This window comes from Streptomyces sp. SM10 (assembly GCF_002910915.1).
GTDB lineage: Bacteria > Actinomycetota > Actinomycetes > Streptomycetales > Streptomycetaceae > Streptomyces.
Genome location: NZ_NEUF01000068.1, coordinates 193,412 through 218,727 on the forward strand (window position 1 = coordinate 193,412; position 25,316 = coordinate 218,727).

The window sequence follows — 25,316 nt, forward strand, 5'->3', positions numbered from 1 at the left end:
TCGTTGAACGGCCCGCTCCACATCCAGGGGCGGCTCCAGCACCGAGGACCCCGAGCCCTCCGGGAGGGAACGATGGATACGGACGCCCTGACGCCGGACCTGCTGCAGAGACTTCGCGCGGCCAGGCCCTATCCGGCCCTGTCCCTCACGATGCCCACCCACCGCAGGGCGCCGGACAACGCCCAGGACGCCGTGCGGCTGCGGAATCTGGTGGCCGAGGCCGGCAGCCGGCTCGACGCCGATCCCCGCGTGGGCAACGAGGCACGGGCCGCGGTGAAGGCGCAGCTCGACCGCGCGGTGGCCGAGGTGGACCAGCGCCGCGCCCTGGAGGCTCTCGTCATCCTCGCCGATGCCGACGAGTACCAGATCTGGCAACTGCCGCGCACCGCACCCGAACGAGTGGTCCTGAGCGACAGCTACCTCACCCGCAACCTGGTCGCGGCGAAAGCCGGCGCACAGCCGTTCTGGGTCCTCAGCATCTCGGCGGAACACGCCTCCCTCTTCTCGGGCACGGGCGACGGCCTGCGCCCGGAGAAGAGGGAGGGCTTCCCGCTCACGGCCCCGCACGAGGCGCCCAACCCGCAGCGCGAGGAGCGGATCGGCGACACCCCGAGCACCTACAGCAGCGAGGACGCCCGCAACTTCCTCCGCACGGTCGACGGGAAGCTGCGCACGGTACTGGCGAGAGATCCGCGCCCGCTCTTCCTGGTCGGCCTCGCACCGGCACTCTCCCTGCTCGACGAGGTCGGCGAGAGCGCGAAGCCGGCCGCCGGGAAGGTCGCGAAGGGCACGACCGCGGAGACGACGCCGCCCGAGCTGCTCAAGGAGCTCACCCCGGCGCTGGAGGACTGGCGCCGGCAGGCGGCGGCCCGCATCCGGGAGAGGCTCGACAACGCGCACAGCAGCCGCTCCTTCGCGGGCGGGCTCGACGAGGTGTGGCTGGCCGTACGGGAGGGCCGGGCGGGACTGGTCGCGGTCGAGGAGCACTTCGACCGGACCGTGAGGGTCACCGACGGGCACCTGGAGCCGGTGGGCCCGGACACCACCTCGGCCACGGACGGCCAGGTCCGCGAGGACATCGTCGACGAGCTGGTCGAGGCGGCCCTGGACAACGGCTGCGAGGTGGCCTTCGTGGCGGACGACTCCCTCGCCGCCCACGGACGGCTCGCGGCGGTCCTGCGCTTCTGACCGCGTGTCCCTGAGTGAGTATTATGTGAATTATGTCTAGATTTGGCGCTCCGAAGTCGATCTCACTGCGTTGATCTCTCTGATCACGTCGTGCACGAAGGAGAGCCATTCATGGACCGATTCAGGCGCGCATCGGCGGCAGCCCTGCTGACAGCGGTGGTACTGGCCGGCGCGGTGGGCGGGGCCGCGGCGTCGTCCGGTGTCCCCGCACCGCCGTCCGGGGAGCGCGCGCAGGACCTGGCATCGCGGCCGGCCCTCTCCGCCTACGCGACCGCGCGCACCGTGGCGGCCTGGGAGGAGTTCCGCATCCACGGCTCCGCCCGCAACGTCGGCTCCGGCACCCCCGTCACGCTGCAGCAGAGGCAGGGCAAGCGCTGGGTGTCCCTTCCCGCCACGATGAGGACCGCCGGCAGCGGCGAGTACAGCCTGCGCGTGAAGCTGGGCATGAAGGGCGAGAACGCCCTCCGGATCGTGGGCGGCGGAGCCGTCTCGCCGGTCGTCCGCACGATCGTGAACTGAACGCCGCTCTCTCCTGCGCACTCGGGCCGGCCTGCTCCCCCCGCAGGCCGGCCCGAGTGCGTCGGGACGCGGCAGGACCACCCCGCGTTCAGCCCTCCCAGCTCCAGTCGGCCACTTCGGGCAGGTCCGTTCCGTGCTCCCGGATCCAGGCGTGATGACGGGTGCGGGCATCCGCCATCGCCTGCCGCACGGCGACGGCGCGGACCCCCAGGCCCGGTACCCGGTCGACCACGTCCATGACCAGCCGGTAGCGGTCCAGGTCGTTGCGGACCACCATGTCGAACGGCGTGGTGGTGGTCCCCTCCTCCTTGTAGCCCCGGACGTGCAGGTGGGCGTGGCCCGCGCGTCGGTAGGCGAGACGGTGCACCAGCCAGGGATAACCGTGGTAGGCGAAGATCACCGGCCTGTCCCGGGTGAACAAGGAGTCGTACTCCGCGTGGGGCATCCCGTGGGGGTGCTCCTCGTGCGGCAGCAACCGCGTCATGTCGACGACGTTGACCACGCGCACCGCGAGGTCCGGGAGGTGACGCCGCAGCAGCCCGGCCGCCGCCATCGTCTCCAGGGTGGGTACGTCCCCGGCACAGGCCAGGACGACATCGGGTTCCCGGCTGCCGTCCTCGGTGCCGGCCCATTCCCACACCCCGGCCCCCCGGGCACAGTGTGCGCGGGCCTCGTCGAGCGTGAGCCAGTCGAAGCCCGGCTGCTTGCCGGCGACGATCACGTTGACGTAGTCGCGGCTGCGCAGCACGTGGTCGGCGGTGGACAGCAGGGTGTTGGTGTCGGGCGGCATGTAGACCCGGACGACCTCGGGGCTCTTGTTGAGGATGTGGTCGACGAAGCCGGGGTCCTGGTGCGAGAAGCCGTTGTGGTCCTGGCGCCAGACGTGCGAGGTGAGCAGGTAGTTCAGCGAGGCGACGGGCGCGCGCCAGTGCAGCCGGCGCGAGGTGCGAAGCCACTTGATGTGCTGGTTGACCATGGAGTCGACGATGTGGGCGAATGCCTCGTACGAGGAGAACAGGCCGTGGCGTCCGGTGAGGAGGTATCCCTCCAGCCAGCCCTGGCAGAGGTGTTCCGAGAGCACCTCCATCACCCGGCCGTCGCGGGCCAGGTGCTCGTCGGTCGGAAGGGTCTCCCCCTGCCAGGCCTTGCCGGTCGCACCGTAGAGCGCACCCAGGCGGTTGGACTCGGTCTCGTCGGGGCCCACGACGCGGAAGTCCCTGCGGCCGGCGGTGGCCGCCATGACGTCCGCGAGGAGCTCGCCCAGGATCCGGGTGGGCTCGTGCAGTCCGGCCCCTGGCCTCTCGACCGCCACGGCGTGCTTCTCGAGGGGCGGCAGCGGAAGATCCCGCAGGAGCAGCCCGCCGTTGGCGTACGGCGTCGAGCCGAGCCGAGCCGTGCCCTCGGGGACGCAGTCCAGGACCTGGGCGGTGGGCCGGCCGTCGGCGTCGAAGAGTTCCTGCGGCCGGTAGGAGCGCATCCACTCCTCCAGTTGGCGCAGGTGGTCGGGGTTGTCCCGGACACCGGGCAGCGGGACCTGGTGGGCGCGCCAGGTGTTCTCGACGGGCAGGCCGTCCACCTCCGCGGGTCCGGTCCAGCCCTTGGGGGTGCGCAGCACGATCATCGGCCAGCGGGGCCGGGCGGACGTGTCCCCGGCGCGGGCCGCACGCTGGTACTCCCCGATGCGGTCCAGGGCGAGGTCCATGGCGGCGGCCATGGCGCGGTGGACGGCGGCGGGCTCGTCGCCCTCGACATGGACGGGGTCGTGGCCGTAGCCGCGCAGGAGCGCGTCGAGTTCGTCCTCGGGGAGCCGGGCGAGCAACGTCGGATTCGCGATCTTGTATCCGTTGAGGTGGAGGATCGGCAGGACGGCGCCGTCGTGCACGGGGTCGAGGAACTTGTTGGAGTGCCAGGAAGCCGCGAGGGGCCCGGTCTCCGCCTCGCCGTCGCCGACCACGCAGGCGACCAGGAGCTCCGGGTGGTCGAAGGCGGCGCCGTAGGCGTGGGTGAGGGCGTAGCCCAGCTCCCCGCCCTCGTGGATGGAGCCCGGGGTCTCCGGTGCGACGTGGCTGGGCACACCGCCGGGGAAGGAGAACTGCTTGAAGAGGGCTCCCATTCCGGCGCGGTCGCGGCTGACATCGGGGTACTTCTCCTCGTAGCTGCCCTCCAGCCAGGAGTTGGCGAGGACGGCGGGGCCGCCGTGACCCGGCCCCCAGACGCAGATCGCCTGCCGGTTCCGTTCCTTGACGACCCGGTTGAGATGGGTGTGGACGAGGTTCAGCCCGGGCGAGGTTCCCCAGTGGCCGAGCAGCCGGGGCTTGATGTGCTCGGGGGCCAGCGGCTCCTCCAGGAGCGGGTTGGCCATCAGGTAGATCTGGCCGACCGCCAGGTAGTTGGCGGCCCGCCAGTGCGCGTCGAGCGCCGCGACCTCGGAGTCGCAGAGCGCGGACGGCGTGTGGGCGTCGGTCATGAGGGCGTCTCCTCGGCAGGGCTCAGCGGGCGTCCGGGGCGGGGCCGTACCAGACGGTGGTGGCGTTGCAGAACTCCCGGATGCCATGCCCCGCCAGCTCCCGCCCGTAGCCGGAGCGCTTCACTCCGCCGAACGGCAGCGCGGGGTGGGACGCGGTCATGCCGTTGAAGAAGACTCCGCCGGCCTCCAGGTCACGCACGCAGCGGTCCATCTCCCCCTGATCACGCGTCCATACGTTGGAGCTGAGCCCGAAGGGGGTGTCGTTGGCCAGTTCCACGGCCTCGTCCAGGTCCGCGACCCGGTAGAGGGTCGCCACCGGACCGAAGGTCTCCTCGCGGTGGACGCGCATGGCGGGGGTGATTCCGGCGAGCACCGTGGGCTCGTAGAACCAGCCTCGGTCCAGCCCTTCCGGCCGGCCGCCACCGCACAGTGCGGTGGCACCCTCGGCGAGGGCGTCCTCCACGAGCTCCTCCAGGTCGGTGCGGCCCTGTTCGCTGGAGAGCGGTCCCACGTCGGTGGACTCCTCCAGCGGGTCTCCGACGGTCAGGGCGCGCATTCCCGCGGTGAACCGCTCGGCGAACGCGTCGTACACGTCGGCATGGACGATGAAGCGCTTGGCGGCGATGCAGGACTGGCCGTTGTTCTGGACGCGGGCGGTCACCGCGGTCTCCGCGGCTTTGTCGACGTCGGCCGAGGGCAGGACGAGGTAGGGGTCGCTGCCGCCGAGTTCCAGCACGGTCTTCTTCACCTCGTCGCCCGCGACGGAGGCGACCGCGCGGCCGGCCGGCTCGCTGCCGGTGAGTGTCGCCGCGGCGACCCGGGGGTCGCGCAGGACCGCCTCGACGGCGCCGGAGCCGATGAGGAGCGTCTGGAAGCAGCCGGCGGGGAATCCGGCCCTGGTGAACAGGTCCTCGATGTAGAGGGCGGTCTGCGGCACGTTCGAGGCGTGCTTGAGCAGACCGGTGTTGCCCGCCATGAGGGCGGGTGCGGCAAAGCGCATGACCTGCCAGAGCGGGAAGTTCCACGGCATCACGGCCAGGACGACCCCCAGCGGCCGGTAGCGGACCAGGGCCCGCGCGGCACCGGAGTCCTTGACGTCCGTGTCGTCGGGGTGCTCGTCGGCGAGCAGGCGTTCGGCGTTGGCCGCGTACCAGCGCATCGCCTTGGCGCACTTGGCGGCCTCGGCGCGGGCGGCCTTGACCGGCTTGCCCATCTCGGTGGTCATGGTGCGGGCGATGTCCTGCTGGTCCTCGTCGAGGAGATCGGCCGCCCGGCTCAGCAGGCGGGCGCGCTCGGCGAAGCCGGTGGCGCGGTGAGCGCGGAACGCCCGGTGCGCGGCGGAGAGCCTGCGCTCGGTCTCCTGCTCGTCCAGGGCGTCGAAGGTCCTGAGTGTCTCGCCGTTCGCGGGGTTGACCGTCGCGATGGGCATGGCAGTGTCTCCTTGCTGTGTTGTCCGGCCGTCCCGCGCCGTGCGTCCGTCCGGGGCGCGGCCCCCACGCACGCGTACCCGGCCGGCGCGGATCATGCGTGCCGGGGGCACACCGTCCGCGCCGGCCGGGCCGGCGCCGGGCTGTTCGTCACACGAGTTCGGCCACCGGCGTGCGCTCACCGACGGCAGCGCCGTCCTCGACCGGGCCGCCGAGGAACGTGAGGCCGCCGGGGAGGGGCGTACGCGGAAGCAGCCCGGTGGTGCAGGGCGTCTCGGCGTAGCGCGTGAACCACACGACCTTGCCGTCCGGGGTCCGGCAGGTCCCCCAACTGTCGCTCAGGGCCATGACGCGGCTGAGGCCGCCGCCACCGCCGTCGAGCAGCCGGGGCATCCGGGAATCCTGGTCGGCCACGGACACCGTCAGGTGCCGGCCCGTCCAGCGGAGCTCGACGACGCAGCGCTTGTCGTCGCCGACGTGTCGCTGGACGTTCGTCAGCAGCTCCTCCGCGGCCCGGCACACCGGCCGGACGTGCAGGTCGAGACTCCAGTGACGAAGGTGCGCGGCGACTATGCGCCGCACCTGGGAAATGCGCTCTGCCGACACCTGCAGTTCGACCAGATAGTGCCGGTCGAGTGGAACGGTCATCGTCGAGGCTCCTCACCGCGAGGGCTCACGTGCTTCACCCCGTTTGAACCAACGACCCCCGAACACGAAGCGTGAGCTGCAATCACTTCTGGGTCACTCATCAGGGTGACCCCGGGGGGCCGGTTGCGCAACCGAGAGCGCCGGTCACCGGGTGTCACGGCAGGTAGGGCAGCAGTTTGTCCGGGGTCAGGGGCAGTTCGCGCAGCCGGGCACCCGTGGCATGGCGGACGGCGTTCCCGATCGCGGCGGCGGTTCCGACGATGCCGATCTCCCCGATGCCCTTGCTTCCCATGGGGTTCAGGTGGGGGTCGTCCTCGTCGATCCAGTGCGCCTGGATGTCGGGGACGTCCGCGCAGGACGGGACGTGGTAGGAGGCCAGGTCGCTCTCGGTGAAGTCGCCGAAGACCGGGTCCATGGTGCTGCTCTCGGTGAGGGCCATACCGAGGCCCATCACCATGCCTCCGATGAACTGGGACCGAGCCGTACGGGAGTTGAGGATGCGTCCGGCGGCGTACACGCCGAGCAGCCTGCGCACCCGCACCTCGCCGGTGAGGGAGTCGACGGCCACCTCGGCGAAGTGGGCGCCGAAGGCGTGCCGTGCGTAGGGGGACTCCTGCGCGGTCTCCTCGCCGGTGTCGGCCGTGACCGTGATCCCCTCCGGCGGGAGCTGCCCGGTGTGCGCGGCGATCCGGTGCGCCAGGGCGGTGGCCGCCTTGTGCACGGCCCATCCCCAGGAGGCGGTGCCCGAGGAGCCGCCCGCGACGGACCCGGTGGGCAGGTCGCTGCTCCCGATGTCGACCCGGACGTTCTCCGGGGGTGTGTCCAGGACGGAGGCGGCGATCTGGGCCAGCACGGTGCGGGCGCCGGTGCCGATGTCGGTTGCGTTGACCCCGATGCGGTAGGAGCCGTCCGGGACGGCCCGCGCGGAGGCGGACGACGTCGCGACGAGGACGGGGTACGTCGCCGAGGCGACCCCGGTGCCGAGCAGCCAGGGCCCCTCCTCGCGGGAGGCGGGCTGCGGGTCCCGGCGGGACCAGCCGAAGCGCCTGGCGCCCTCGGTCAGGCACGCCGTGAGGTTGCGGCTGCTGAAAGGGCGTCCGCTGTCGGGTTCGGCCGACGGCTCGTTGCGCAGGCGCAGCTCGACCGGATCGATCCCGAGGGCGCTCGCCAGTTCGTCCATGGCCGATTCCAGCGCGTACATGCCCGAGGCCTCCCCGGGCGCCCTCATCCAGGACGGGCTGGGCACGTCCAGGGCCGCCACCCGGTGTTCGGTGCGGCTGTGGGGCGAGGCGTACATGACCCGGGCGGGTACGGCGGCCTGTTCGACGAACTCCTTGATCCGGGAGGTCTGTGTGACGATCTCGTGGGAGACACTGTTCAGGACGCCGTCCCGGTCGGCGCCGAGACGCACCCGCTGCAGGGTGGGCGCGCGGTGACCGACGAGCGCCGCCATGCAACGCCGTTCCAGGGCGAGCTTCACCGGGAGTCCGGTGTGCAGTGCGGACATCGCGGCGAGAACGGCCTGGGGACGGGGGGTGCCCTTCGACCCGAAGCCGCCACCGACGTGTTCGGAGATGACGGTGATGCTGCCCCGGTCGATCCCGAGGGCCTTCGCCAGGCTGTTGCGCACGGCGGTCGAACCCTGGCTGGAGTCGTGGACGGTCAGGTGCCCGTCGGCCCACCGGGCGGTGGAGGCATGCGGTTCCATGGGGTGGTTGTGCAGCGGTCGCAGGGTGTAGACGGCGTCGATCCGCACGGGTGCGGCGTCGAAAGCCCGCATGGCGTCGCCGCGTTCGCGCAGACCGGGGTGGCCGCCGTTGGCCTCCTCCGGGGTGTAGAGCCCCGGGTGGTCGCCGGTGAGGACGACGTCGTGCCCGGTGGTGGCGTACTCGACGTGCACGGCCGACGCGCCGGCCCGCGCGGCTTCGGGGCTCTCGGCCAGGACGAGGGCGACGGGCCAGCCACGGTGCGGCACCCGGTCGTCCTGGAGCACGGCGAGGATGGGGTCGTCGGCCTCCTCCAGCCGCGGCGCGTTGTCGTGGGTCAGCACGGTGTGCACCCCGGGCACGGCGAGCGCGTCGGCGGTACGGATCGCGGTGAGGCGACCGCTCGCGACGGTGGCAGGGACGATCCAGCCGTAAAGACAGCCGGGTGCGGTGTGTTCCGCGGCGTAGCGGGCGGTGCCGGTGACCTTGTCCCGGCCCTCCCGGCGGACGACGGGCGCGCCCGGCGCCCGGGAGGAGTCGCTCATGACGGAAGTCCTCGGTCACTAGGAGAGGCGGTCCGGGCGGCGAGTTCGGTGAGGGCGCCGACGGCGAGCCGGCGGGCGAGGTCCACCTTGAAGCCGTTGTCGCGCAGGGGCCTGGCGGCCGCCAGCTCGGCCTCCACGGCTCGTACGAAGACGTCCTCGTCCGCGTGGGCCCCGCGCAGCACGTCCTCGGCCACCCGGGCACGCCACGGCCGGTGCGCGAGCCCGCCGAAGGCGAGTGCGACCCGGTCGACACGGCCCTCACGCACGCTCAGCACGGCTGCGACGGAGGCCAGGGCGAAGGCGTACGAGGCGCGGTCCCGGGCCTTGCGGTAGAGGGAGACGGCGCCGGCGGGCGGCGGTGGCAGCACGACCTCGGTGATCAGCTCGCCCGGGCGGATGACCGTGTCCTGGTCGGGGTTGTCGCCGGGCAGCCGGTGGAAGTCGGTCACGGACACGGTCCGCTCCCCCTCGGGTCCGTGCAACTGGACGGTGGCGTCGAGGGCCGCGAGGGCGACCGCCATGTCGGAGGGGTTGGTGGCGACGCAGTCCTGCGAGTGGCCGAGCACCGCGAGGTCGCGGTGCGCTCCCTCGCGTGCCGGGCAGCCCGAGCCGGGAATCCGCTTGTTGCAGGGCTTGGAGACGTCCTGGAAGTACGGGCACCGGGTGCGCTGGAGCAGATTCCCGCCGGTGGTCGCGGTGTTGCGGAGCTGCCCGGACGCGCCCGCCAGCAGGGCCTGCGACAGGGCGGGACGGACGCCGCGCACGTCGGGATGGGCGGCGAGATCGCTGTTGCGTACGGTAGCGCCGACCCGAAGGCCGCCGTCGTCCGTCCGTGCCACCCGGTCCAGGGGCAGGCGGCTGACGTCGATGAGCAGGTCCGGCGACTCCACACCGAGCTTCATCAGGTCGACGAGGTTGGTGCCGCCTCCGAGGAACCGCGCGCCGGGATGCGCGGCTCCCGCACGGACGGCTTCGGCGACGGTTCCGGGGCGCAGGTAGGCGAAGGGTTTCACGGGGCCACGTCCTGGATCGCTTCGACGATGTGGGGGTAGGCGCCGCACCGGCAGAGGTTGCCGCTCATCCGCTCCCGGATCTCGTCCGCGCCGAGCGGGGCCGGTCCCTCGTCGGCGAGCGTCGCCGCAGGGGTCGCGTGCGACGGGAAGCCGTCCGCGGCCTCACCGAGCATGCCGACCGCCGAACAGATCTGCCCGGGGGTGCAGTAGCCGCACTGGAGCGCGTCCCGCTCCAGGAAGGCGGCCTGCACCGGGTGCAGCCGGTCGCCGTCGGCCAGTCCTTCGACGGTGGTGATGTGGGCGTCCTGCTGGGCGACGGCCAGCAGGAGGCAGCTGTTGGCGCGCCTGCCGTCGACGAGGACGGTGCACGCCCCGCACTGGCCGTGGTCGCAGCCCTTCTTGGTGCCGGTGAGTCCGAGATGCTCGCGCAGTGCGTCCAGCACGGTGGTGCGGTGATCCAGCGTCAGGGTCCGTGCCGTGCCGTCGACGTGCAGGGTGAACGTGGAACGGTCGTCGGGAACCGGCGCCTGCACCGCTTCCCCGCCGACGGTCCCGGGGGTGGCATCCATGTACGCGTACCTTCCGGTTCGTGTGGTGCGGTGGTCACGCGGGACGGTGGCTCTCCAGCCGCAGGCGGATCTCCTGCTCCTGGTCGCCGGCCGCCGTTCCGACGAGCCGGACGCTGAAGGCGTCCGCCAGGTGTGTGCGGAGGCGGTCGACCGCCCAGTAGCCGCCCTGCGCCTCGACCATCACCGGCGCGGAGAGCCGAGCCGGGCCCTGGCCCGCCTTCGCCTCGGAGACGTCGACGGTCGCCGTCCACACCGTGGGGCGGGTGTCCGACGCGTCCTCGGGCGCGTCGCTCGCCGGGCGGTCGGAGGCGAACGAGCGGCGCAGCACGTCGAAGACCGTGCGCGCGTCCTCCTTCGGGCACCCGGTCACCGCCACCACGACGTCGCCGCTCTCCTGGTGTTCCTGTGTCTGCTCCTGCGTGCTGTTCACCCTGGATTCCTTTCACTGGGGCATCCGGGCACCGACCGGCTGCCGGGACACCGGCGGCGGCCCCACCGGTTACCTGCGGCACATCACGTCGCCTCCAGCGGTCCCGGGTCTCCTTCCAGGCTCGCCCCACGGCTCCGTGTCGGCGACACGAACGACAACCGGGCCCGTACCGGGGTACGGGAGGGGCGACCCCACCCGGCACCCACCCCTGGGCCACCCCCAGTTCGCGAGGCACCGTCAGAGATCATGGTGTAGCCGATTTACACCATATGAAACACATTTACCGTGACATCGTCATAAAACATGAATTCATGTCAATGGCTGTCTGCGATCGAGTCCCCGGGGTATGCGCCATGCATGGACGTAACGAACGGAGCAAAGGACTCGCTCGCCGCCATCCTCGCCGACGACGGCCCGGGCGCGGTGGGCGTGATCGTCGGCGTCGCCGGACTCGCCGTGGTGATCCTGCTGATCGGTGGCTTCTGGTTCGGGATGCGGCGCCGGGACAAGGAGTCACCGCCTCCGCGCCCCGAGGAGCAGCCGCCCCGTCCGGACCACCGGACCGAGATCCAGGAGGCCGGAAGGCACCACCCGGACCGCTTCCCGGAGGACGGCCGGGCGATGACCCCGTACGAACTCAGCGACCGCGGTAACGAGGTGATCCCGCCGCCGGAGGACGACAACCGGCGTGACTGACGCACGAAGCGTGCCGCAGGCCGCAGGGGAGCAGCCGTCCGGGCCCGTCCGCGAACGGGCCCGGACGGCTGATTCCGGGCCGCACCGTCGATCGGAGGAACATGAAGCCGGGGGGCATATGAACCAGCCCGAGTCGGACCGCAGGACCCGTGTGACCGTCCTGGTCGCTTTCGCCGCCAATCTCGTGATCGCGGCGGCCAAGACCGCCGGCGGGCTCGTCACGGGGTCCCCGGCGCTCCTGTCCGAGGCCGCCCACTCCGTGGCGGACAGCGTGAACGAGGTCTTCCTGCTGGCCGCCCTGCGGCGCAGCCACCGTCCTCCCGACGCCCGCCACCCCTTCGGGTACGGCAAGGAGCGCTACTTCTGGTCGCTCCTCGCGGCCGTAGGAATCTTCGTCGTGGGCGGCTGCTTCTCGTTCTTCCAGGGCTTCGAGGCGCTGAGCAGCGACGACCAGGAGTCACCCGACGGATACACGGTGGGCCTCGTCGTCCTCGGAGTGGCCTTCCTCGCCGAGGGCGGCTCGCTGGTCCGCGCGCTGCTGCAACTCCGCCGGGAGAAGGGCGCCGCACGCGACCCCGCGCTGCGGACGGTGATCGCCGAGGACAGCACCGCCGTACTGGGTGTGCTGCTGGCCATGGCAGGGATGGTGCTGCACCTGGTCACGGGAGACGTCGTGTGGGAGGCCTCGGCCTCCCTGGGGATCGGTCTGCTGCTGGTCTACGTCGCCTTCCGGCTCGGCAAGGACGCCCGTGACCGGCTGATCGGGGAGTCCGCCGATCCGGAGCTGCGCCGTGGTGTGGAGGATTTCCTCACCTCCCAGGCCGAGATCGACAACGTCGCGGCCCTGTTCACCATGGGCCTGGGTCTCGACTCGGTGCTGGTCGCGGCCAGGGTCGATCTGGCACCGGGCATCGACAGCGAGGAGGTCGAGCGGGTCTCCGTCCGGATCAAGCGGTCGATCGCGGGGACCTGGCCGGAGGCCGAGCACGTCTTCCTCGACATCACGAACGCGCCGCCGCGCGGCGGGGTGTGATCGCGGCCGCCGCGTTGCGGGACCAGCCGACGCGCATGAGGCTGGTCCTGGCCGCGCGGCACCGAAGAAGTCATGCCGCAGAACCGATAGGGCAGTGGACCATGACTACTGGCGATCCGCGGACCGCGCCGGAACCGGCGGTGCTGAGCGGTGCGAGCGCTCCGTGCTGGGTGCACCTGGTGACCCGCGACCTGGAGGACGCCCAGCGCTTCTACGGCGCCGTCCTGGGCTGGACCTTCCGCGCGGGGCCGCTGGGCAGGGAATTCGTGATGGCACGCTCCCAGGGTGTGCCGGTGGCGGGTATCGGCGCCGTGGCGTCGGCCTACCAGGTGGCTGTGGCCTGGATGCCGTACTTCTCGGTCCGGGACGCCGACGTCGTCTCCGACCGTATCCGCGAGCGCAGCGGCACCGTGGGGGTGGGCCCGCTGACCGTCGGCCAGGGCCGTGCCGTCCTGGCCGCCGACCGGGACGGCGCGTCCTTCGGCGTCTGGGAGTGGACCGGTCGCGCGGCCACCCTCGCACCCTCCGGGAACCGGGCGCACGCCTGGCTCCGGCTGCGCACCAGGGACGCCTTCGACGCCGCCATCTTCTACGGCGAGGTCCTCGGCTGGGAGAGCGGGGAGCCGGGCGGGTGCGAGGTCGCGTACGTGAAGGAGGAAGTGCTCGTACGCTGCAACGGGCGCCCGCTGGCCCGGATCAGCTCCGGTGCCGTGGAAGCCGCGCCGGACCCCCAGGTACGGCCGCACTGGCAGGTGCAGTTCCCGGTGGCCGACGTGGGCGCGACGGTCCTCGCGGCGGAGCGGAGCGGCGGGAGCGTCATGGAGCGGCGCGAGGTGCAGCACGGCAGCGAGGCGACGCTGCGGGACCCCGACGGCGGGCTGTTCACCGTGACGGACGTACGCAGCCCGGAGGACGCGGACGAGGACTGACGGGTCAGGGGCGCGGACCCCGGTCCTCGGCGTCCCTGACCCCGTCGTCGCCGGGCCGGCGACCGGCCTCCCGGGCGATGGCCCACAGCGGGAACACGAACCAGCAGGCCAGGAACCACAGGGCCATCGCCCCGACCAGCCACAGGGCCACCACATTGTGCAGCGCCACCCGCAGGATGAGCAGCAGCGTGCAGCACATCGTGCAGAAGAGGAGGCCGAGCCCGAGTTTGGTCAGACGGGAGGCCCAGATGACCGTCTGCGGCTTCATCCGTCGGCCGGTGAGCAGCCGGTGGTACGACACGGGCCCTATCAGCACGGCAGCGGTGGCCGATCCCAGCATGACGGTCACGACGTAGATGTTCCGGTCGACGGTGGACAGGTCGGCGAAGCGGGGCTGGAAGACCACGGCGAGCAGGAAGCCGAACAGGATCTGCACACCGGTCTGCGCGACCCGGAGCTCCTGGAGCAGGTCGCCCCACTGGCGGTCCGCCCTCTCCTCCTCCGTCTCCTGTCGGCCGCCGCCCGGCTTCCCACCGGACCGGTCTCTCCCGTCACCGTCCCCGGGTATCTGTCCCATCCCTGCCTCCCCCACCTCGTCGAGGTGGTACTGGTGCCCCGCGAGGCCGTCATGATGCCTGGGTCCCCGCGTCCACCGGCAGCAGCGGGGCAGTCCGCCCGCCGACGCTCTCCATGGTCGCAGCCGCCGGGGAAAGCACCACACCACCGGCGGCCGGGGCCCGGGAGCCCGTTGCCGACCGCGGGCCACTGCCTCGACACACCGTGACGACTCGCTTAGGATCGTCGCACGGCATCGCGCGTCGGTCACCGTCCGGGTGAGGCGTGGAGGTAGCCCGTGAGATGCCCGTTGGAGGCATTCCACAGTGTCAGTCGAGTTGAACCACACCATCGTTCACAGCCGGGACAACCGCGAGTCCGCCGAGTTCCTGGCGCAGCTGCTGGGTCTCACCGTCGGAACGGAGTGGGGACCCTTCATCCCCGTCGTCCTCGCGAACGGCGTCACACTGGACTTCGCGACCGTTCCCGCCGCGTCGATCACCGTGCAGCACTACGCCTTCCTCGTATCGGAGGCGGACTTCGACATCGCCTTCGAGCAGATCGAGGCGCGGGGGATCGCCTACTACGCCGATCCCCACATGAAGCACCCCGGCGAGATCAACCACAACGACGGCGGGCGCGGGGTGTACTTCCCCGATCCCAGCGGTCACGGGATGGAGCTCATCACCCGTCCGTACGGCGGCTGGTCCTAGGGTCTTTCGTCCGGCGCGAGCCCGGCATGATCCAGACGAGAGGCCCGGTCGACGTCCGTTCCTGAGCAGGACGGCCGTCCTGCTCAGGAACGGACGTCGACCGGGATGGCCAGCTCGGGCCGGTCCCACATGACCGCGGGCGGGCGGGCCGCGACAGTGCCGGTGCGTTCGGCGCCCACGCTGCGGTAGAAGCCCTCGGCCGGCGGATGCGCGACCACGCGGACACGATCCAGACCGGCACGGCGCGCCTCGTCGCGCAGGTGGCCCACGAGCAGGCGCCCGATCCCCAGCCCCTGGGCGTCGTCGGCGACGAACATCAGGTCGAGTTCGGGCGGGGACAGGACCAAGGCGTAGAAGCCGAGCACCCGGCCGTCGTCGTCCACGGCCACGTGGACGGCGTGCGCCTCGATGTAGTCCGGGCCGACCTTGTAGCCCTCGACCATGGGCGCGTACGGGCCCTCGTAGGCGCGCGAAGTGGTGACCAGGCGGGTGAGCCGCTTGGCATCCCGTGCGACGGCCCGCCTGACACGGACCTCACGGCGTCGGCCCGTAATGCTCGATCTCATGAGGCGAGTATTACCCACTCCGGGCGCACCGCGGGCATCACACCTCTCGACGACCACCGCGGCCGGCGTGCCACTCCCCCACGACCGCCTCGACGTCGAAGGGCACCAGGTTCAGCGGCGGGCCCGCGGGCGGCCTGGCCAGCGCCTCGCGGATCCTGTCGTTCACCTCGCCCAGAACGCGCCGGACCTCCGCCTCCGAGCGGGCCCGGGACGCTTCCTCCAGGGCATCCTCCGCGACCTTGCGCAGCACGAGGGAGGGCGGGAGCGCCGACAGGCCCTCCCTCTCCATCTTTCCCTTGATCCACCACATCGGGTCGTACGGCCTCTCGAGGCCGGGAATCGGTTTGCCCGCGCCCGGCAGGTCCGCGAAGGCGCCGCGCTCCTCCGCCTCGCGGATCTGCCGGTCCACCCATGTCTCGAAGCTGACCCCTGCGGGCTTGCGCTCGGTCACCACATGCCCCTCTCGCCACGCGTTCCCGGACGGCTCGGCGTTCGTCCGGGAACGTCCGGTCCGGGGCGGTCCAGGATACCGGGAACATTCCCGCCTTGAACGGTGCCGAGTGGGTACACGGCTGGTGCGGACAGCCCGGCGGACACACCGAACCGGGCCCGAACCGGAAGGGGTTGACGAGAGTGGAAGAGCACCACGCACCGACCGCGAACCGACGGGAGCGCCGCCCATGACGACCGTGGTGATCATCGTCGCCGTCGTTCTGGTGGCAGCGCTCGCCTTCTTCCTCGTCCGCGGCCGGGTGACCGGCGGACATGGACTGCAGCGCCGCTTCGGACCCGAGTACGACCGCACCGTCGCCCGTCACGACGGCGACACCAAGGCGGCCGAGCACGAGCTCTCCGAGCGGGTGAAGCTGCACGGCTCCCTGTCCGAGCGGCCCTTGCCGGCGGAAGCCCGCGAGACGTACGCCCGCCGCTGGGCAGAGGTGCAGGAACGGTTCATCGACTCCCCCAGGGACGCGGTCGTCGAAGCCGACGCCCTCCTGGCACAGCTGGCTCGTGACCGGGGCTTCCCGGACGGCGAGAGCTTCGAGGAACAGACGGCCGCCCTCTCCGTCCATCACGCCCACCAGGTCGACGGCTACCGCAGGGTGCACACGGCCGTGCGCGGCCAGGGCGGCACGGAGGAGATGCGGAAGGCCCTGATCGAGTCCCGAGCACTCTTCGACGTACTGCTCGCGGACGCACCGGACGAGCCGGCCCCTAAGGACCGGCACGAGGCGAAAGGCAGTGCAGCAGCATGACCGAGCGCATCGAACACAAGACGGACCCCGTTCCCACCGAGGAGCCGCGGCTCAACGGCACTCCGGCCGCGGCGCCCGATGCGGCAGAGGCGAGGACGTCCGGGACCACCGGAACCACTGCCGCAACCGCGTCACGGGACAGCAGGAGCCTGAAGCCGAAGAGCGACGGCCCTGACGATCCCGGTGTCCCGCCCGCCCCGCGAACGGCCCCCGCCGTTCCGGCACCCGAGCGGACCGGCCACCACGGGACCACCGGCACCGAGGGACCTCTGGTGCCCCGTGACGCCCAGGACAAGCTCGCGCAGCGCATGCAGCAGGCGGTCACCGACTTCGTCGAGAGCCCGCGCAGGGCCGTCGAGGAGGCGGACAGCACCTTCGACCAGATCGTCTCGGGCCTGACCGAAGCCCTCACGGAACGCAGGCGGGTCCTGCGCGCGAGTTGGCAGGAGCAGGACACCGACGCCCAGACCGAGGAACTGCGGATAGCGCTCCAGCGCTACCGCGACATCAGCGAACAGCTGCTGAAGATCTGAGCGGTGCGCACGCCGCACGCCGGCCCGGTGCCACGTCCCCCGACGCGGCCCCGGGCCGGTTCGCGTCCACGGGCCGCCACGGACGTCACCCGACGCGAACCGGCCCGTCAGGCCGGAACGGCCAGGTCCGCGCTCAACTGCGCGGCCACGGCGGGAGGAAGGCGCAGCGCCTTGCTCAGATAGCCGTCCAGACCGCCCCAGCGCTCGTCCATCGCGTCCAGGGCCGCCTCGAGATACCGGGGCCGGGCCTCGATGACCGCGGAGGCGATGCACGGGTCCCCGCCCTCGTCGAGGAAGCGCCGTACGGCCGGCCCGTAGGCGGCGCGGACGGCACGGTTCACCGCCAGGAACTCCGCGCGTACGACCTCGCGCGAGGCGCCCGCCATCATCAGCAGCAGAGCGGTGGCCCAGCCCGTCCGGTCCTTCCCGGTCGCGCAGTGGAAGAGCAGTGGTCTCGCCCGCGGATCCGCGACCGTGTCCAGGAAGGCGCGGTAGGCCGCCGCAGCCCCCGGGGCGAGGACCATCTTCCGGTAGGTCTGCGCGAACAGTTCCTCCGCCTTCCCCCCGCCGAGCAGGGCGGCCGCCCCCTCCGGGTCGCTGAGCAGCGCCCGCAACCGGGCCGGCGCGACGCCCGGATTGTCGCCGAGGACGTCGGCGACGAAGAGCCTGGCACCCGTCGGAAGCCGGTCGGGCGCCCACTGGCGCTCCTCGGCGGTGCGCAGATCGACGACGGTGCGGATGCCGAGTGCGGCCACCGCCATGTCGTGCTCCGCGTCGAAATCGCTGAGCTGGCCCGAGCGCAGGAGGATTCCCTGCTTCAGGCGGCGGTGGCGTCCCAGGGCGATGCCGCCCAGATCGCGCAGATTGACAACGGTTGAGGCGGGGACGGCCCGGGCGGTCTGCACGATGAACTGCCTCTTTCCCGACAGAATGCAGGTCGGAATCAACGTCGCACGGCGTGCGAATATCGACATGGGGACGTGAGGTACCTGGGCGCCGGCGGCGGGGTCAGTCGGCGAGGATCCTCGTCTTCTGGGCCGCGAACTCGGCGTCGGTGAGGACGCCCTGCTGTCTCAGGCCGGCGAGCCGCTCGAGGAGCGTGATGACGTCGTCCCCGCCGTCCGCCGGTACCCTCTCGTGCGCCAGGAGCAGGCCCCCCGCCTCCTGGACCGCTCGGGTGAGGGGCACCGACCAGCGGTCCTCCCACACGATCAGGGCGGCGGAGCCCTCCTCGGGCACCCGGTCGAGCAGATCGAGGTCCGCGATCCGCGGCAGCCCGGCGGGCCGGTCCTCGGGCGGCTCGAACGAAACCAGCCCCTGAGGGTCCATCTCGCGCGGCGCGACGGTCTCGAGAGCGCCGCCCCCGGCTCTGCGCGCGTAGGTGAGGTCGAGGATGCGTACCGCCTCGGAGGCCACGGCTTCGGCCAGTACGGGCGCGATCGCCCCGGCGAAGCTTCCGCCGGGAAAGGTGACGACGAGGTACTCCACGGGTGCCACGGCCACGGTACGTCCTTCCCCTTGCGGTTCTGGGTCGACAGCAGCATAACTTCGGACAAACGGTGACGCATGGTGAAAGGCGATGATCGGCGAGGTGGGGCCGTGGCACCCCGCGGCCGGACCGCCCCAGGACCCGCGGCAACCGGTCAGGAATGAAGAAGCGGAGGCACCCGGCCCCCCGTAGCGTGATCTGCGGGGGCGACGGGCGTGCGCGGCGATGGACCGGAGTCGCCGGCGACGTGCGGTGCTCCGGCCCGCCCCGCAGGTGATTCCGGTCCGGACCGCGCCACCGGTCTGGTAGACAACCACCGTTGCCGCGACCACGCAGACGGGAGCCGCGAAGACGGCCCCGCGAACAGATGGAGAGACGACGAGCATGGCCACGAGGAAGAGCACGGGGGCGTCCGCGCCGCATGTGTCCGACAGTCACGATCTGATCCGTGTGCACGGTGCGCGTGTGAACAATCTGAAGGACGTCAGCGTCGAGATCCCCAAGCGCAGGCTCACGGTGTTCACCGGCGTCTCCGGCTCGGGCAAGAGTTCGCTGGTCTTCAGCACGATCGCCGCGGAGTCTCAGCGGATGATCAACGAGACCTACAGCGCCTTCGTCCAGGGCTTCATGCCGACGCTCGCGCGACCCGAGGTCGACGTCCTCGAAGGGCTGACGACCGCCATCATCGTCGACCAGCAGCGCATGGGGGCCGACCCCCGCTCCACGGTGGGCACCGCCACCGATGCCAACGCGATGCTGCGCATCCTCTTCAGCCGCCTCGGCGCACCGCACATCGGCCCGCCCGGAGCGTACGCCTTCAACGTGCCCTCGGTCCGTGCGAGCGGGGCCATCACCGTGGAGCGGGGCAACAAGAAGACGGTGAAGGCGACCTTCAGCCGCACCGGTGGCATGTGCGCGCACTGCGAGGGCCGGGGCACGGTCTCCGACATCGACCTCACGCAGCTCTACGACGACTCCAAGTCCCTCGCCGAGGGGGCGTTCACCATCCCCGGCTGGAAGTCGGACAGCTTCTGGACCGTGCGGGTCTACGCCGAGTCGGGCCTCCTGGACCCCGACAAGCCGATCAGCAGGTTCACGAAGAGGGAGATGCAGGACTTCCTCTACCGGGAGCCGACCAAGGTCAAGGTCGAGGGCGTCAACCTCACCTACGAGGGGCTGATCCCCAAGATCCAGAAGTCGTTCCTCTCCAAGGACAAGGAGGCGATGCAGCCGCACATCCGGGCGTTCGTGGAGCGGGCGGTCACCTTCACCACCTGCCCCGAGTGCGATGGAACCCGGCTCAGCGAGGCGGCCCGGTCCTCGAAGATCAAGAAGATCAGCATCGCCGACGCCTGCGCGATGCAGATCAGCGATCTGGCGGAGTGGGTCCACGGCCTCGACGAGCCGTCGGTCGCGCCCCTGATCGACGCGCTCGGACAGGCTCTCGACTCCTTCGTCGAGATCGGCCTCGGCTATCTTTCGCTGGACCGGTCGGCGGGCACGCTGTCGGGCGGCGAGGCCCAGCGCGTCAAGATGATCCGGCACCTCGGCTCCTCGCTCACCGACGTCACCTACGTCTTCGACGAGCCCACCATCGGCCTGCACCCGCATGACATCCAGCGGATGAACAACCTCCTGCTGCGGCTGCGGGACAAGGGCAACACGGTGCTCGTGGTCGAGCACAAGCCGGAGGCGATCTCGATCGCCGACCACGTCGTCGACCTCGGCCCGGGTGCGGGCACCGGGGGCGGCACCGTCTGCTTCGAGGGCACCGTCGAGGGGCTGCGGGCCGGCGGTACCGTCACCGGCCGCCACTTCGACGACCGGGCCGCCCTCAAGGAGACGGTGCGCAAGCCCACCGGCGCCCTGGAGATCCGCGGTGCCACCACGCACAATCTGCGGGATGTCGACGTCGATGTCCCGCTCGGGGTCCTGACCGTCGTCACGGGCGTCGCCGGCTCCGGCAAGAGCTCGCTCGTGCACGGGTCGATCCCTCCGGGCGAGAACGTGGTGTCGGTCGACCAGGGAGCGATCCGGGGGTCGCGACGGAGCAACCCGGCGACGTACACGGGTCTGCTCGACCCGATCCGCAAGGCCTTCGCGAAGGCCAACGACGTGAAGCCCGGTCTGTTCAGCGCCAATTCCGACGGCGCCTGTCCCAACTGCAACGGCGCCGGGGTCGTCTACACCGATCTGGCGATGATGGCCGGTGTCGCGACCACCTGCGAGGAGTGCGACGGCAAGCGGTTCCAGCCCTCGGTGCTGGAGTACCGCTTCGGCGGCCTCGACATCAGCCAGGTGCTGGCGATGCCGGTGGCGGAGGCCGCGGAGTTCTTCGGCACCGGCGAGGCACAGACCCCGGCCGCGCACCGCATCCTCGGCCGGCTCGCCGACGTGGGACTCGGCTACCTCAGCCTCGGCCAGCCGCTCACCACGCTCTCGGGCGGCGAACGGCAGCGGCTCAAGCTGGCCACCCACATGGCCGAGAAGGGCGGCGTCTACGTCCTCGACGAGCCGACCGCGGGTCTCCACCTCGCCGACGTGCAGCAGTTGCTGGGCCTGCTGGACCGCCTCGTCGACTCCGGCAAGTCCGTCATCGTCGTCGAGCACCACCAGGCGGTGATGGCGCACGCCGACTGGATCATCGACCTCGGGCCGGGCGCCGGCCACGACGGGGGCAGGATCGTCTTCGAGGGCACACCGGCCGATCTCGTCGCGGACGGATCCACCCTCACCGGCGAGCACCTCGCGGCCTACGTCGGCGGCTGACCGGGGCGGGCCCGGCGCCAATCCCCCTGCCCGGCGTCGGGATTCGCCTCCGGCCGTGTCCGCGGACAAGGCCGCTCTACCCAGGGAATCCCGTACATTTCGGAGAGTGCAAGGTCACAGCGTGTGGCCCTGCTGCTCGCCATAGCGCTGACCTAGCATCTGAGCATGACGGTCCTGCCTGCTGACGGGCTCTCTCCGGCCGCCGCGTTCCCCGCCCCTTCCCACGATCAGTGGCAGAGCCTTGTCGAAGGCGTACTGCGCAGGTCGGGCAAGGAAGTGACGGGACCGGCCGCCGAGGAAGCGCTGTCCACCGCACTCGGGGACGGGCTCACCGCCCGTCCTCTGTACACCTCCGCCGACGTGTCGGCGGACCCCGGCCTGCCCGGCTTCGCGCCCTTCACCCGGGGCAGCAGGGCCACGGGGAACACCGCGGGCGGCTGGGACGTGCGCCAGCGCCACGCGCTGGCCGATCCCGTACGCCTGAACGAGGCCCTGCTCGGCGACCTGGAGAACGGAGTCACCTCGCTGTGGCTGTCCGTCGGCGGGCCCGGAGGGGTTCCGGTCTCCGGCCTCGCCCGTGCGCTGGAGGGAGTCCTTCTCGACCTGGCGCCCGTGGCGCTCGACGCCGGCGCCGATCCCGGCCCCGCCGTACGGGAGTTGCTCGGGCTCTACGAGTCCAGGGGTGTGGCGAAGGAGGCCGCGCGCGGCACCCTCGGGGTGGATCCGCTCGGGCAGGCCGCGCGCACGGGGACGGACCCCGGGCTCGACGACGCCGTCCACTGGGCGCGGCTGTGCTCCCGCGCCTACCCGGAGCTGCGCGCTCTGGCCGTGGACGCGCTGCCGTACCACGAGGCGGGTGGCTCCGCCGCGGAGGAGCTGGGGCTCTCGCTGGCCACGGGTGTCGCCTACCTCAGGGCGCTGACGGGCGCGGGGCTCTCCGTCGAGGAGGCCTGCGCACAGCTGGAGTTCCGCTACGCCGCGACGGCCGATCAGTTCCTGACGATCGCGAAGCTGCGGGCCGCGCGCCTCCTGTGGGGCCGGGTCGCCGAGGTCTGCGGTGCCCCTGACGCGGGTGCGCAGCGGCAGCACGCCGTGACCTCGTCGGTGATGATGACGCGGCGCGACCCGTGGGTGAACATGCTGCGCACGACCCTTGCCTGCCTGGGCGCGGGCGTCGGCGGAGCCGAGTCCGTCACGGTGCTGCCGTTCGATCACGCGCTGGGTCTGCCGGACGCCTTCGCCCGGCGGATCGCCCGCAACACCTCGACGATCCTGATCGAGGAGTCCCATCTGGCCCGGGTGACGGACCCGGCGGGCGGCTCCTGGTACGTCGAGCGGCTGACCGGGGAACTCGCAGCTGCCGCCTGGTCGTTCTTCCAGGAGATCGAACGGGCGGGCGGCCAGGCCGAGGCTCTGGGCTCCGGCATGGTCCGGGAGAGGCTCGCGGCCACCTGGGCGGTCCGGAGCAAGAACCTGGCGCGGCGCAAGGAGCCGGTGACCGGGGTGAGCGAGTTCCCGGACGTGGCCGAGCGGCCGGTGGACCGCGAGCCGGTGTTCGCCGCCCCGGCGGGTGGCGGGCTGCCCCGGGTCCGGCGCGACGAGGCGTTCGAGGCGCTGCGGGCCAGGTCGGATGCGTATCTGGCTTCCACGGGAAGCCGCCCCAAGGTCTTCCTCGCCGCGCTGGGTCCGGCCGCGGTGCACACCGCGCGGGTCTCCTTCGCGGCGAACCTCTTCCTGTCCGGCGGCATCGAGCCCGTCCAGGACCCGGTGTCGGTCGACGCGTCGACCGCTGCCGCGGCGTTCACGGCCAGTGGGGCGTCTATCGCCTGCCTCTGCTCGACGGAGGCCCTCTACGCCGAGCAGGCCGACGCCGTCGCAGCGGCTCTGAGGGCAGCGGGCGCGGACCGGATCGTCCTCGCGGGACGGCCGGGCGAGTACCCCGACGCCGACGTCCACGTGTTCGCCGGCTGCGACGTGGTCGCCGTCCTCTCCTCCGAACTCGACCGCATGGGAGTGGCGTGATGCAGAGCCACGAGAACACCGGGTCCCCCGAGACCTCCGCGCAGACACCGGTGCCGGACTTCTCCGGCATCGCCCTGACCGGGGACACGGCCGCCGAGGTCTCCGAGGACCGCTGGCGCGCCGCGGTGAAGGAGTCGGGCCGTTCCGAGGAGGAGCTGCTCTGGGAGACCCCGGAGGGCATCGACGTCAAACCGCTGTACACCGGGCGTGACCTGGAGGGGCTGGACTCCCTCGGCACCTACCCGGGTATCGCGCCGTATCTGCGCGGCCCGTACCCGACGATGTACGTGAACCAGCCCTGGACGATTCGTCAGTACGCCGGATTCTCCACGGCCGAGGAGTCCAACGCCTTCTACCGGCGCAACCTCGCGGCCGGCCAGAAGGGCCTGTCCATCGCCTTCGACCTGCCCACCCACCGCGGCTACGACAGCGACCACCCCCGGGTGACCGGTGACGTCGGCATGGCGGGCGTGGCGATCGACTCGATCTACGACATGCGCCAGCTCTTCGACGGCATCCCGCTGGACCGGATGTCGGTGTCGATGACGATGAACGGCGCGGTGCTGCCGGTGCTCGCGCTGTACATCGTGGCTGCCGAGGAACAGGGCGTGCCGCCGGAGAAGCTGGCGGGGACCATCCAGAACGACATCCTCAAGGAGTTCATGGTCCGCAACACCTACATCTATCCGCCCGGCCCCTCGATGCGGATCATCTCGGACATCTTCGCGTTCACCTCGCAGAAGATGCCGCGCTACAACTCCATCTCCATCTCCGGCTACCACATCCAGGAGGCCGGTGCCACGGCCGATCTGGAGCTGGCCTACACCCTGGCCGACGGCGTGGAGTACCTGCGGGCGGGGCAGGCGGCGGGCCTGGACGTCGACGCGTTCGCCCCGCGGCTCTCGTTCTTCTGGGCGATCGGCATGAACTTCTTCATGGAGATCGCGAAGCTGCGTGCCGGCCGGCTGCTGTGGGCGAAGCTGGTCCGGGAGTTCGGCCCGAAGAACTCCAAGTCACTCTCCCTGCGCACCCATTCGCAGACCTCGGGCTGGTCCCTGACCGCGCAGGACGTGTTCAACAACGTGACGCGCACCTGCGTCGAGGCGATGGCCGCCACCCAGGGGCACACCCAGTCGCTGCACACCAACGCCCTCGACGAGGCGCTCGCCCTGCCGACCGACTTCTCGGCACGGATCGCCCGCAACACCCAGCTGCTGCTCCAGCAGGAGTCCGGCACGACGCGCGTGATCGACCCCTGGGGCGGCAGCGCGTACGTCGAGAAGCTGACGCACGACCTGGCGCAGCGGGCCTGGCAGCACATCGAGGAGGTCGAAGCGGCGGGCGGCATGGCCAAGGCCATCGACGCCGGCATCCCCAAGCTCCGCATCGAGGAGGCCGCCGCCCGCACCCAGGCCCGGATCGACGCAGGACGCCAGCCCGTCATCGGCGTCAACAAGTACCGGGTCGAGACCGACGAGAAGATCGACGTCCTCAAGGTCGACAACTCCTCGGTACGCACCCAGCAGATCGAGAAGCTGCGCCGGCTGCGCGAGGAGCGCGACGAGACCGTCTGCCGGGACGCGCTGCGCGCCCTGACCAGGGCCGCGGAACGGGACCCGGGCCCGGGGCTCGAGGGCAACCTGCTGGCGCTGGCCGTCGACGCGGCCCGGGCGATGGCCACGGTAGGGGAGATCTCGGATGCTCTGGAGAAGGTGTACGGCAGGCATGCGGGCCAGATCCGTACGATCTCCGGGGTGTACCGCAAAGAGGCAGGGGAGTCACCGTCCGTGGACCGCACCCGCGCACTCGTCGACGCCTTCGAGGGGGCCGAGGGGCGGCGTCCGCGCATCCTCGTAGCCAAGATGGGCCAGGACGGCCACGACCGGGGCCAGAAAGTGATCGCCACCGCCTTCGCCGACCTCGGCTTCGACGTCGACGTCGGCCCGCTGTTCCAGACCCCGGGCGAGGTCGCCCGGCAGGCGGTCGAGGCGGACGTCCACGTCGTGGGTGTGTCGTCGCTCGCCGCCGGGCACCTCACGCTCGTTCCCGCGCTGCGCGAGGAGCTGGCCGCCGAGGGCCGGGAGGACATCATGATCGTGGTGGGCGGGGTCATCCCGCCGCACGACGTCGACGCGCTGCACGAGGCCGGCGCCGCGGCGGTGTTCCCGCCCGGCACGGTCATCCCGGACGCCGCCCACGACCTGGTCACGCGGCTCGCTGTCCTCCTCGGCCACGAGCTGTGA

Annotated in this window: 23 protein-coding genes; 11 read left to right on the forward strand and 12 right to left on the reverse strand. The window is 71.6% G+C overall.

From position 1 onward, the window contains the following. Positions 1–72 precede the first annotated feature (72 nt). Complete coding sequence (locus tag B9S57_RS09820; protein ID WP_103515141.1) at positions 73–1,188, forward strand: chemotaxis protein; 1,116 nt, start codon at positions 73–75, stop codon at positions 1,186–1,188. Between the two features lie 111 nt (positions 1,189–1,299). Then, the gene (locus B9S57_RS09825; protein ID WP_103515142.1) at positions 1,300–1,707 is read left to right on the forward strand and encodes a hypothetical protein; all 408 of its coding nucleotides are present in this window, start codon (positions 1,300–1,302) and stop codon (positions 1,705–1,707) included. Positions 1,708–1,795: 88 nt separating this feature from the next. Here B9S57_RS09825 and B9S57_RS09830 read toward each other — a convergent pair whose 3' ends face one another. From B9S57_RS09830 to B9S57_RS09860, 7 genes are all read right to left on the reverse strand, one after another. Further along, entirely contained in the window at positions 1,796–4,174 is a 2,379-nt protein-coding gene (locus B9S57_RS09830; protein WP_103515143.1) for a phosphoketolase, read from the reverse strand. Positions 4,175–4,196: 22 nt separating this feature from the next. After that, positions 4,197–5,603 carry an NADP-dependent succinic semialdehyde dehydrogenase gene (locus B9S57_RS09835; protein WP_103515144.1) on the reverse strand — a complete coding sequence of 469 codons (1,407 nt, stop codon included), beginning with the start codon at positions 5,601–5,603 and terminating at the stop codon, positions 4,197–4,199. Between the two features lie 148 nt (positions 5,604–5,751). Then, a complete protein-coding gene (locus B9S57_RS09840; RefSeq protein ID WP_103515145.1) occupies positions 5,752–6,249 on the reverse strand; it encodes an ATP-binding protein in 498 nt (165 codons plus the stop codon). A 154-nt stretch (positions 6,250–6,403) separates the two neighbouring features. Further along, entirely contained in the window at positions 6,404–8,500 is a 2,097-nt protein-coding gene (locus B9S57_RS09845; RefSeq protein WP_103515146.1) for a xanthine dehydrogenase family protein molybdopterin-binding subunit, read from the reverse strand. Continuing rightward, positions 8,497–9,513 (reverse strand): xanthine dehydrogenase family protein subunit M, encoded by a 1,017-nt coding sequence (locus tag B9S57_RS09850; RefSeq protein WP_103515147.1) that lies wholly within the window; start codon positions 9,511–9,513, stop codon positions 8,497–8,499. Before B9S57_RS09850 ends, B9S57_RS09845 begins: the two co-directional genes overlap by 4 nt. Further along, on the reverse strand, positions 9,510–10,082 hold the full coding sequence (locus B9S57_RS09855; RefSeq protein WP_103515148.1) for a 2Fe-2S iron-sulfur cluster-binding protein: 573 nt from the start codon (positions 10,080–10,082) through the stop codon (positions 9,510–9,512). The genes B9S57_RS09850 and B9S57_RS09855 overlap by 4 nt, the downstream gene beginning before the upstream one ends. Positions 10,083–10,116: 34 nt before the next feature. Continuing rightward, positions 10,117–10,512 (reverse strand): hypothetical protein, encoded by a 396-nt coding sequence (locus B9S57_RS09860; protein ID WP_103515149.1) that lies wholly within the window; start codon positions 10,510–10,512, stop codon positions 10,117–10,119. Between the two features lie 357 nt (positions 10,513–10,869). Here B9S57_RS09860 and B9S57_RS09865 point away from each other — a divergent pair, with 357 nt between their 5' ends. The 3 genes from B9S57_RS09865 to B9S57_RS09875 all read left to right on the forward strand — a co-directional run bounded on the left by B9S57_RS09865 (position 10,870) and on the right by B9S57_RS09875 (position 13,170). Then, positions 10,870–11,208 carry a DUF6479 family protein gene (locus B9S57_RS09865; RefSeq protein ID WP_103515150.1) on the forward strand — a complete coding sequence of 113 codons (339 nt, stop codon included), beginning with the start codon at positions 10,870–10,872 and terminating at the stop codon, positions 11,206–11,208. 118 nt (positions 11,209–11,326) lie between these two features. Beyond that, positions 11,327–12,241 (forward strand): cation diffusion facilitator family transporter, encoded by a 915-nt coding sequence (locus B9S57_RS09870; protein WP_103515151.1) that lies wholly within the window; start codon positions 11,327–11,329, stop codon positions 12,239–12,241. Between the two features lie 101 nt (positions 12,242–12,342). Then, positions 12,343–13,170, forward strand: coding sequence for a VOC family protein (locus B9S57_RS09875; protein ID WP_103515152.1), 828 nt, complete (start codon positions 12,343–12,345; stop codon positions 13,168–13,170). A gap of 4 nt (positions 13,171–13,174) precedes the next feature. On the opposite strand, the gene B9S57_RS09880 is transcribed toward B9S57_RS09875, so the two are convergent. After that, complete coding sequence (locus B9S57_RS09880) at positions 13,175–13,747, reverse strand: DUF6328 family protein (protein WP_103515153.1); 573 nt, start codon at positions 13,745–13,747, stop codon at positions 13,175–13,177. Positions 13,748–14,051: 304 nt separating this feature from the next. Here B9S57_RS09880 and B9S57_RS09885 point away from each other — a divergent pair, with 304 nt between their 5' ends. Beyond that, positions 14,052–14,438: a VOC family protein gene (locus B9S57_RS09885; RefSeq protein WP_103515154.1), complete on the forward strand. Its 387-nt coding sequence runs from the start codon at positions 14,052–14,054 to the stop codon at positions 14,436–14,438. 83 nt (positions 14,439–14,521) lie between these two features. Here B9S57_RS09885 and B9S57_RS09890 read toward each other — a convergent pair whose 3' ends face one another. Together B9S57_RS09890 and B9S57_RS09895 are read right to left on the reverse strand one after the other, a co-directional pair. Continuing rightward, positions 14,522–15,004 (reverse strand): GNAT family N-acetyltransferase, encoded by a 483-nt coding sequence (locus B9S57_RS09890; RefSeq protein ID WP_103515155.1) that lies wholly within the window; start codon positions 15,002–15,004, stop codon positions 14,522–14,524. 37 nt (positions 15,005–15,041) lie between these two features. Further along, positions 15,042–15,455, reverse strand: a complete 414-nt coding sequence (locus B9S57_RS09895) for a DUF1992 domain-containing protein (RefSeq protein ID WP_103515291.1) — start codon at positions 15,453–15,455, stop codon at positions 15,042–15,044. Positions 15,456–15,684: 229 nt separating this feature from the next. On the opposite strand from B9S57_RS09895, the gene B9S57_RS09900 reads away from it, so the two are divergent. Both B9S57_RS09900 and B9S57_RS09905 read left to right on the forward strand, forming a co-directional pair. After that, positions 15,685–16,260 carry a hypothetical protein gene (locus tag B9S57_RS09900; protein WP_103515156.1) on the forward strand — a complete coding sequence of 192 codons (576 nt, stop codon included), beginning with the start codon at positions 15,685–15,687 and terminating at the stop codon, positions 16,258–16,260. Further along, positions 16,257–16,793, forward strand: a complete 537-nt coding sequence (locus B9S57_RS09905) for a hypothetical protein (protein ID WP_103515157.1) — start codon at positions 16,257–16,259, stop codon at positions 16,791–16,793. Before B9S57_RS09900 ends, B9S57_RS09905 begins: the two co-directional genes overlap by 4 nt. Positions 16,794–16,900: 107 nt before the next feature. Here B9S57_RS09905 and B9S57_RS09910 read toward each other — a convergent pair whose 3' ends face one another. After that, positions 16,901–17,698 carry a tyrosine-protein phosphatase gene (locus B9S57_RS09910; protein WP_103515158.1) on the reverse strand — a complete coding sequence of 266 codons (798 nt, stop codon included), beginning with the start codon at positions 17,696–17,698 and terminating at the stop codon, positions 16,901–16,903. Between the two features lie 103 nt (positions 17,699–17,801). Beyond that, positions 17,802–18,296: an SHOCT domain-containing protein gene (locus B9S57_RS35345; RefSeq protein WP_103515159.1), complete on the reverse strand. Its 495-nt coding sequence runs from the start codon at positions 18,294–18,296 to the stop codon at positions 17,802–17,804. Positions 18,297–18,666: 370 nt separating this feature from the next. Between B9S57_RS35345 and B9S57_RS09920 the strand changes: the two genes are divergently transcribed. From B9S57_RS09920 to scpA, 3 genes are all read left to right on the forward strand, one after another. Then, positions 18,667–21,051, forward strand: coding sequence for an excinuclease ABC subunit UvrA (locus tag B9S57_RS09920; protein ID WP_103515160.1), 2,385 nt, complete (start codon positions 18,667–18,669; stop codon positions 21,049–21,051). Between the two features lie 165 nt (positions 21,052–21,216). Beyond that, complete coding sequence (locus tag B9S57_RS09925; protein ID WP_103515161.1) at positions 21,217–23,073, forward strand: methylmalonyl-CoA mutase subunit beta; 1,857 nt, start codon at positions 21,217–21,219, stop codon at positions 23,071–23,073. Beyond that, positions 23,073–25,316, forward strand: coding sequence for a methylmalonyl-CoA mutase (gene scpA, locus B9S57_RS09930; protein WP_103515162.1), 2,244 nt, complete (start codon positions 23,073–23,075; stop codon positions 25,314–25,316). Before B9S57_RS09925 ends, scpA begins: the two co-directional genes overlap by 1 nt.

Excerpts from the sequence above, each read along its gene's own strand:
- B9S57_RS09880 (WP_103515153.1), bottom strand. The coding sequence starts at position 13,747 with ATGGGACAGATACCCGGGGACGGTGACGGGAGAGACCGGTCCGGTGGG.
- B9S57_RS09870 (WP_103515151.1), top strand. The coding sequence starts at position 11,327 with ATGAACCAGCCCGAGTCGGACCGCAGGACCCGTGTGACCGTCCTGGTC.
- B9S57_RS09900 (WP_103515156.1), top strand. The coding sequence starts at position 15,685 with ATGACGACCGTGGTGATCATCGTCGCCGTCGTTCTGGTGGCAGCGCTC.
- B9S57_RS09865 (WP_103515150.1), top strand. The coding sequence starts at position 10,870 with ATGGACGTAACGAACGGAGCAAAGGACTCGCTCGCCGCCATCCTCGCC.
- B9S57_RS09845 (WP_103515146.1), bottom strand. The coding sequence starts at position 8,500 with ATGAGCGACTCCTCCCGGGCGCCGGGCGCGCCCGTCGTCCGCCGGGAG.
- B9S57_RS09855 (WP_103515148.1), bottom strand. The coding sequence starts at position 10,082 with ATGGATGCCACCCCCGGGACCGTCGGCGGGGAAGCGGTGCAGGCGCCG.
- B9S57_RS09835 (WP_103515144.1), bottom strand. The coding sequence starts at position 5,603 with ATGCCCATCGCGACGGTCAACCCCGCGAACGGCGAGACACTCAGGACC.
- B9S57_RS09825 (WP_103515142.1), top strand. The coding sequence starts at position 1,300 with ATGGACCGATTCAGGCGCGCATCGGCGGCAGCCCTGCTGACAGCGGTG.
- scpA (WP_103515162.1), top strand. The coding sequence starts at position 23,073 with ATGCAGAGCCACGAGAACACCGGGTCCCCCGAGACCTCCGCGCAGACA.
- B9S57_RS09925 (WP_103515161.1), top strand. The coding sequence starts at position 21,217 with ATGACGGTCCTGCCTGCTGACGGGCTCTCTCCGGCCGCCGCGTTCCCC.
- B9S57_RS09820 (WP_103515141.1), top strand. The coding sequence starts at position 73 with ATGGATACGGACGCCCTGACGCCGGACCTGCTGCAGAGACTTCGCGCG.
- B9S57_RS09890 (WP_103515155.1), bottom strand. The coding sequence starts at position 15,004 with ATGAGATCGAGCATTACGGGCCGACGCCGTGAGGTCCGTGTCAGGCGG.
- B9S57_RS09830 (WP_103515143.1), bottom strand. The coding sequence starts at position 4,174 with ATGACCGACGCCCACACGCCGTCCGCGCTCTGCGACTCCGAGGTCGCG.
- B9S57_RS09905 (WP_103515157.1), top strand. The coding sequence starts at position 16,257 with ATGACCGAGCGCATCGAACACAAGACGGACCCCGTTCCCACCGAGGAG.
- B9S57_RS09920 (WP_103515160.1), top strand. The coding sequence starts at position 18,667 with ATGGCCACGAGGAAGAGCACGGGGGCGTCCGCGCCGCATGTGTCCGAC.
- B9S57_RS09875 (WP_103515152.1), top strand. The coding sequence starts at position 12,343 with ATGACTACTGGCGATCCGCGGACCGCGCCGGAACCGGCGGTGCTGAGC.
- B9S57_RS09840 (WP_103515145.1), bottom strand. The coding sequence starts at position 6,249 with ATGACCGTTCCACTCGACCGGCACTATCTGGTCGAACTGCAGGTGTCG.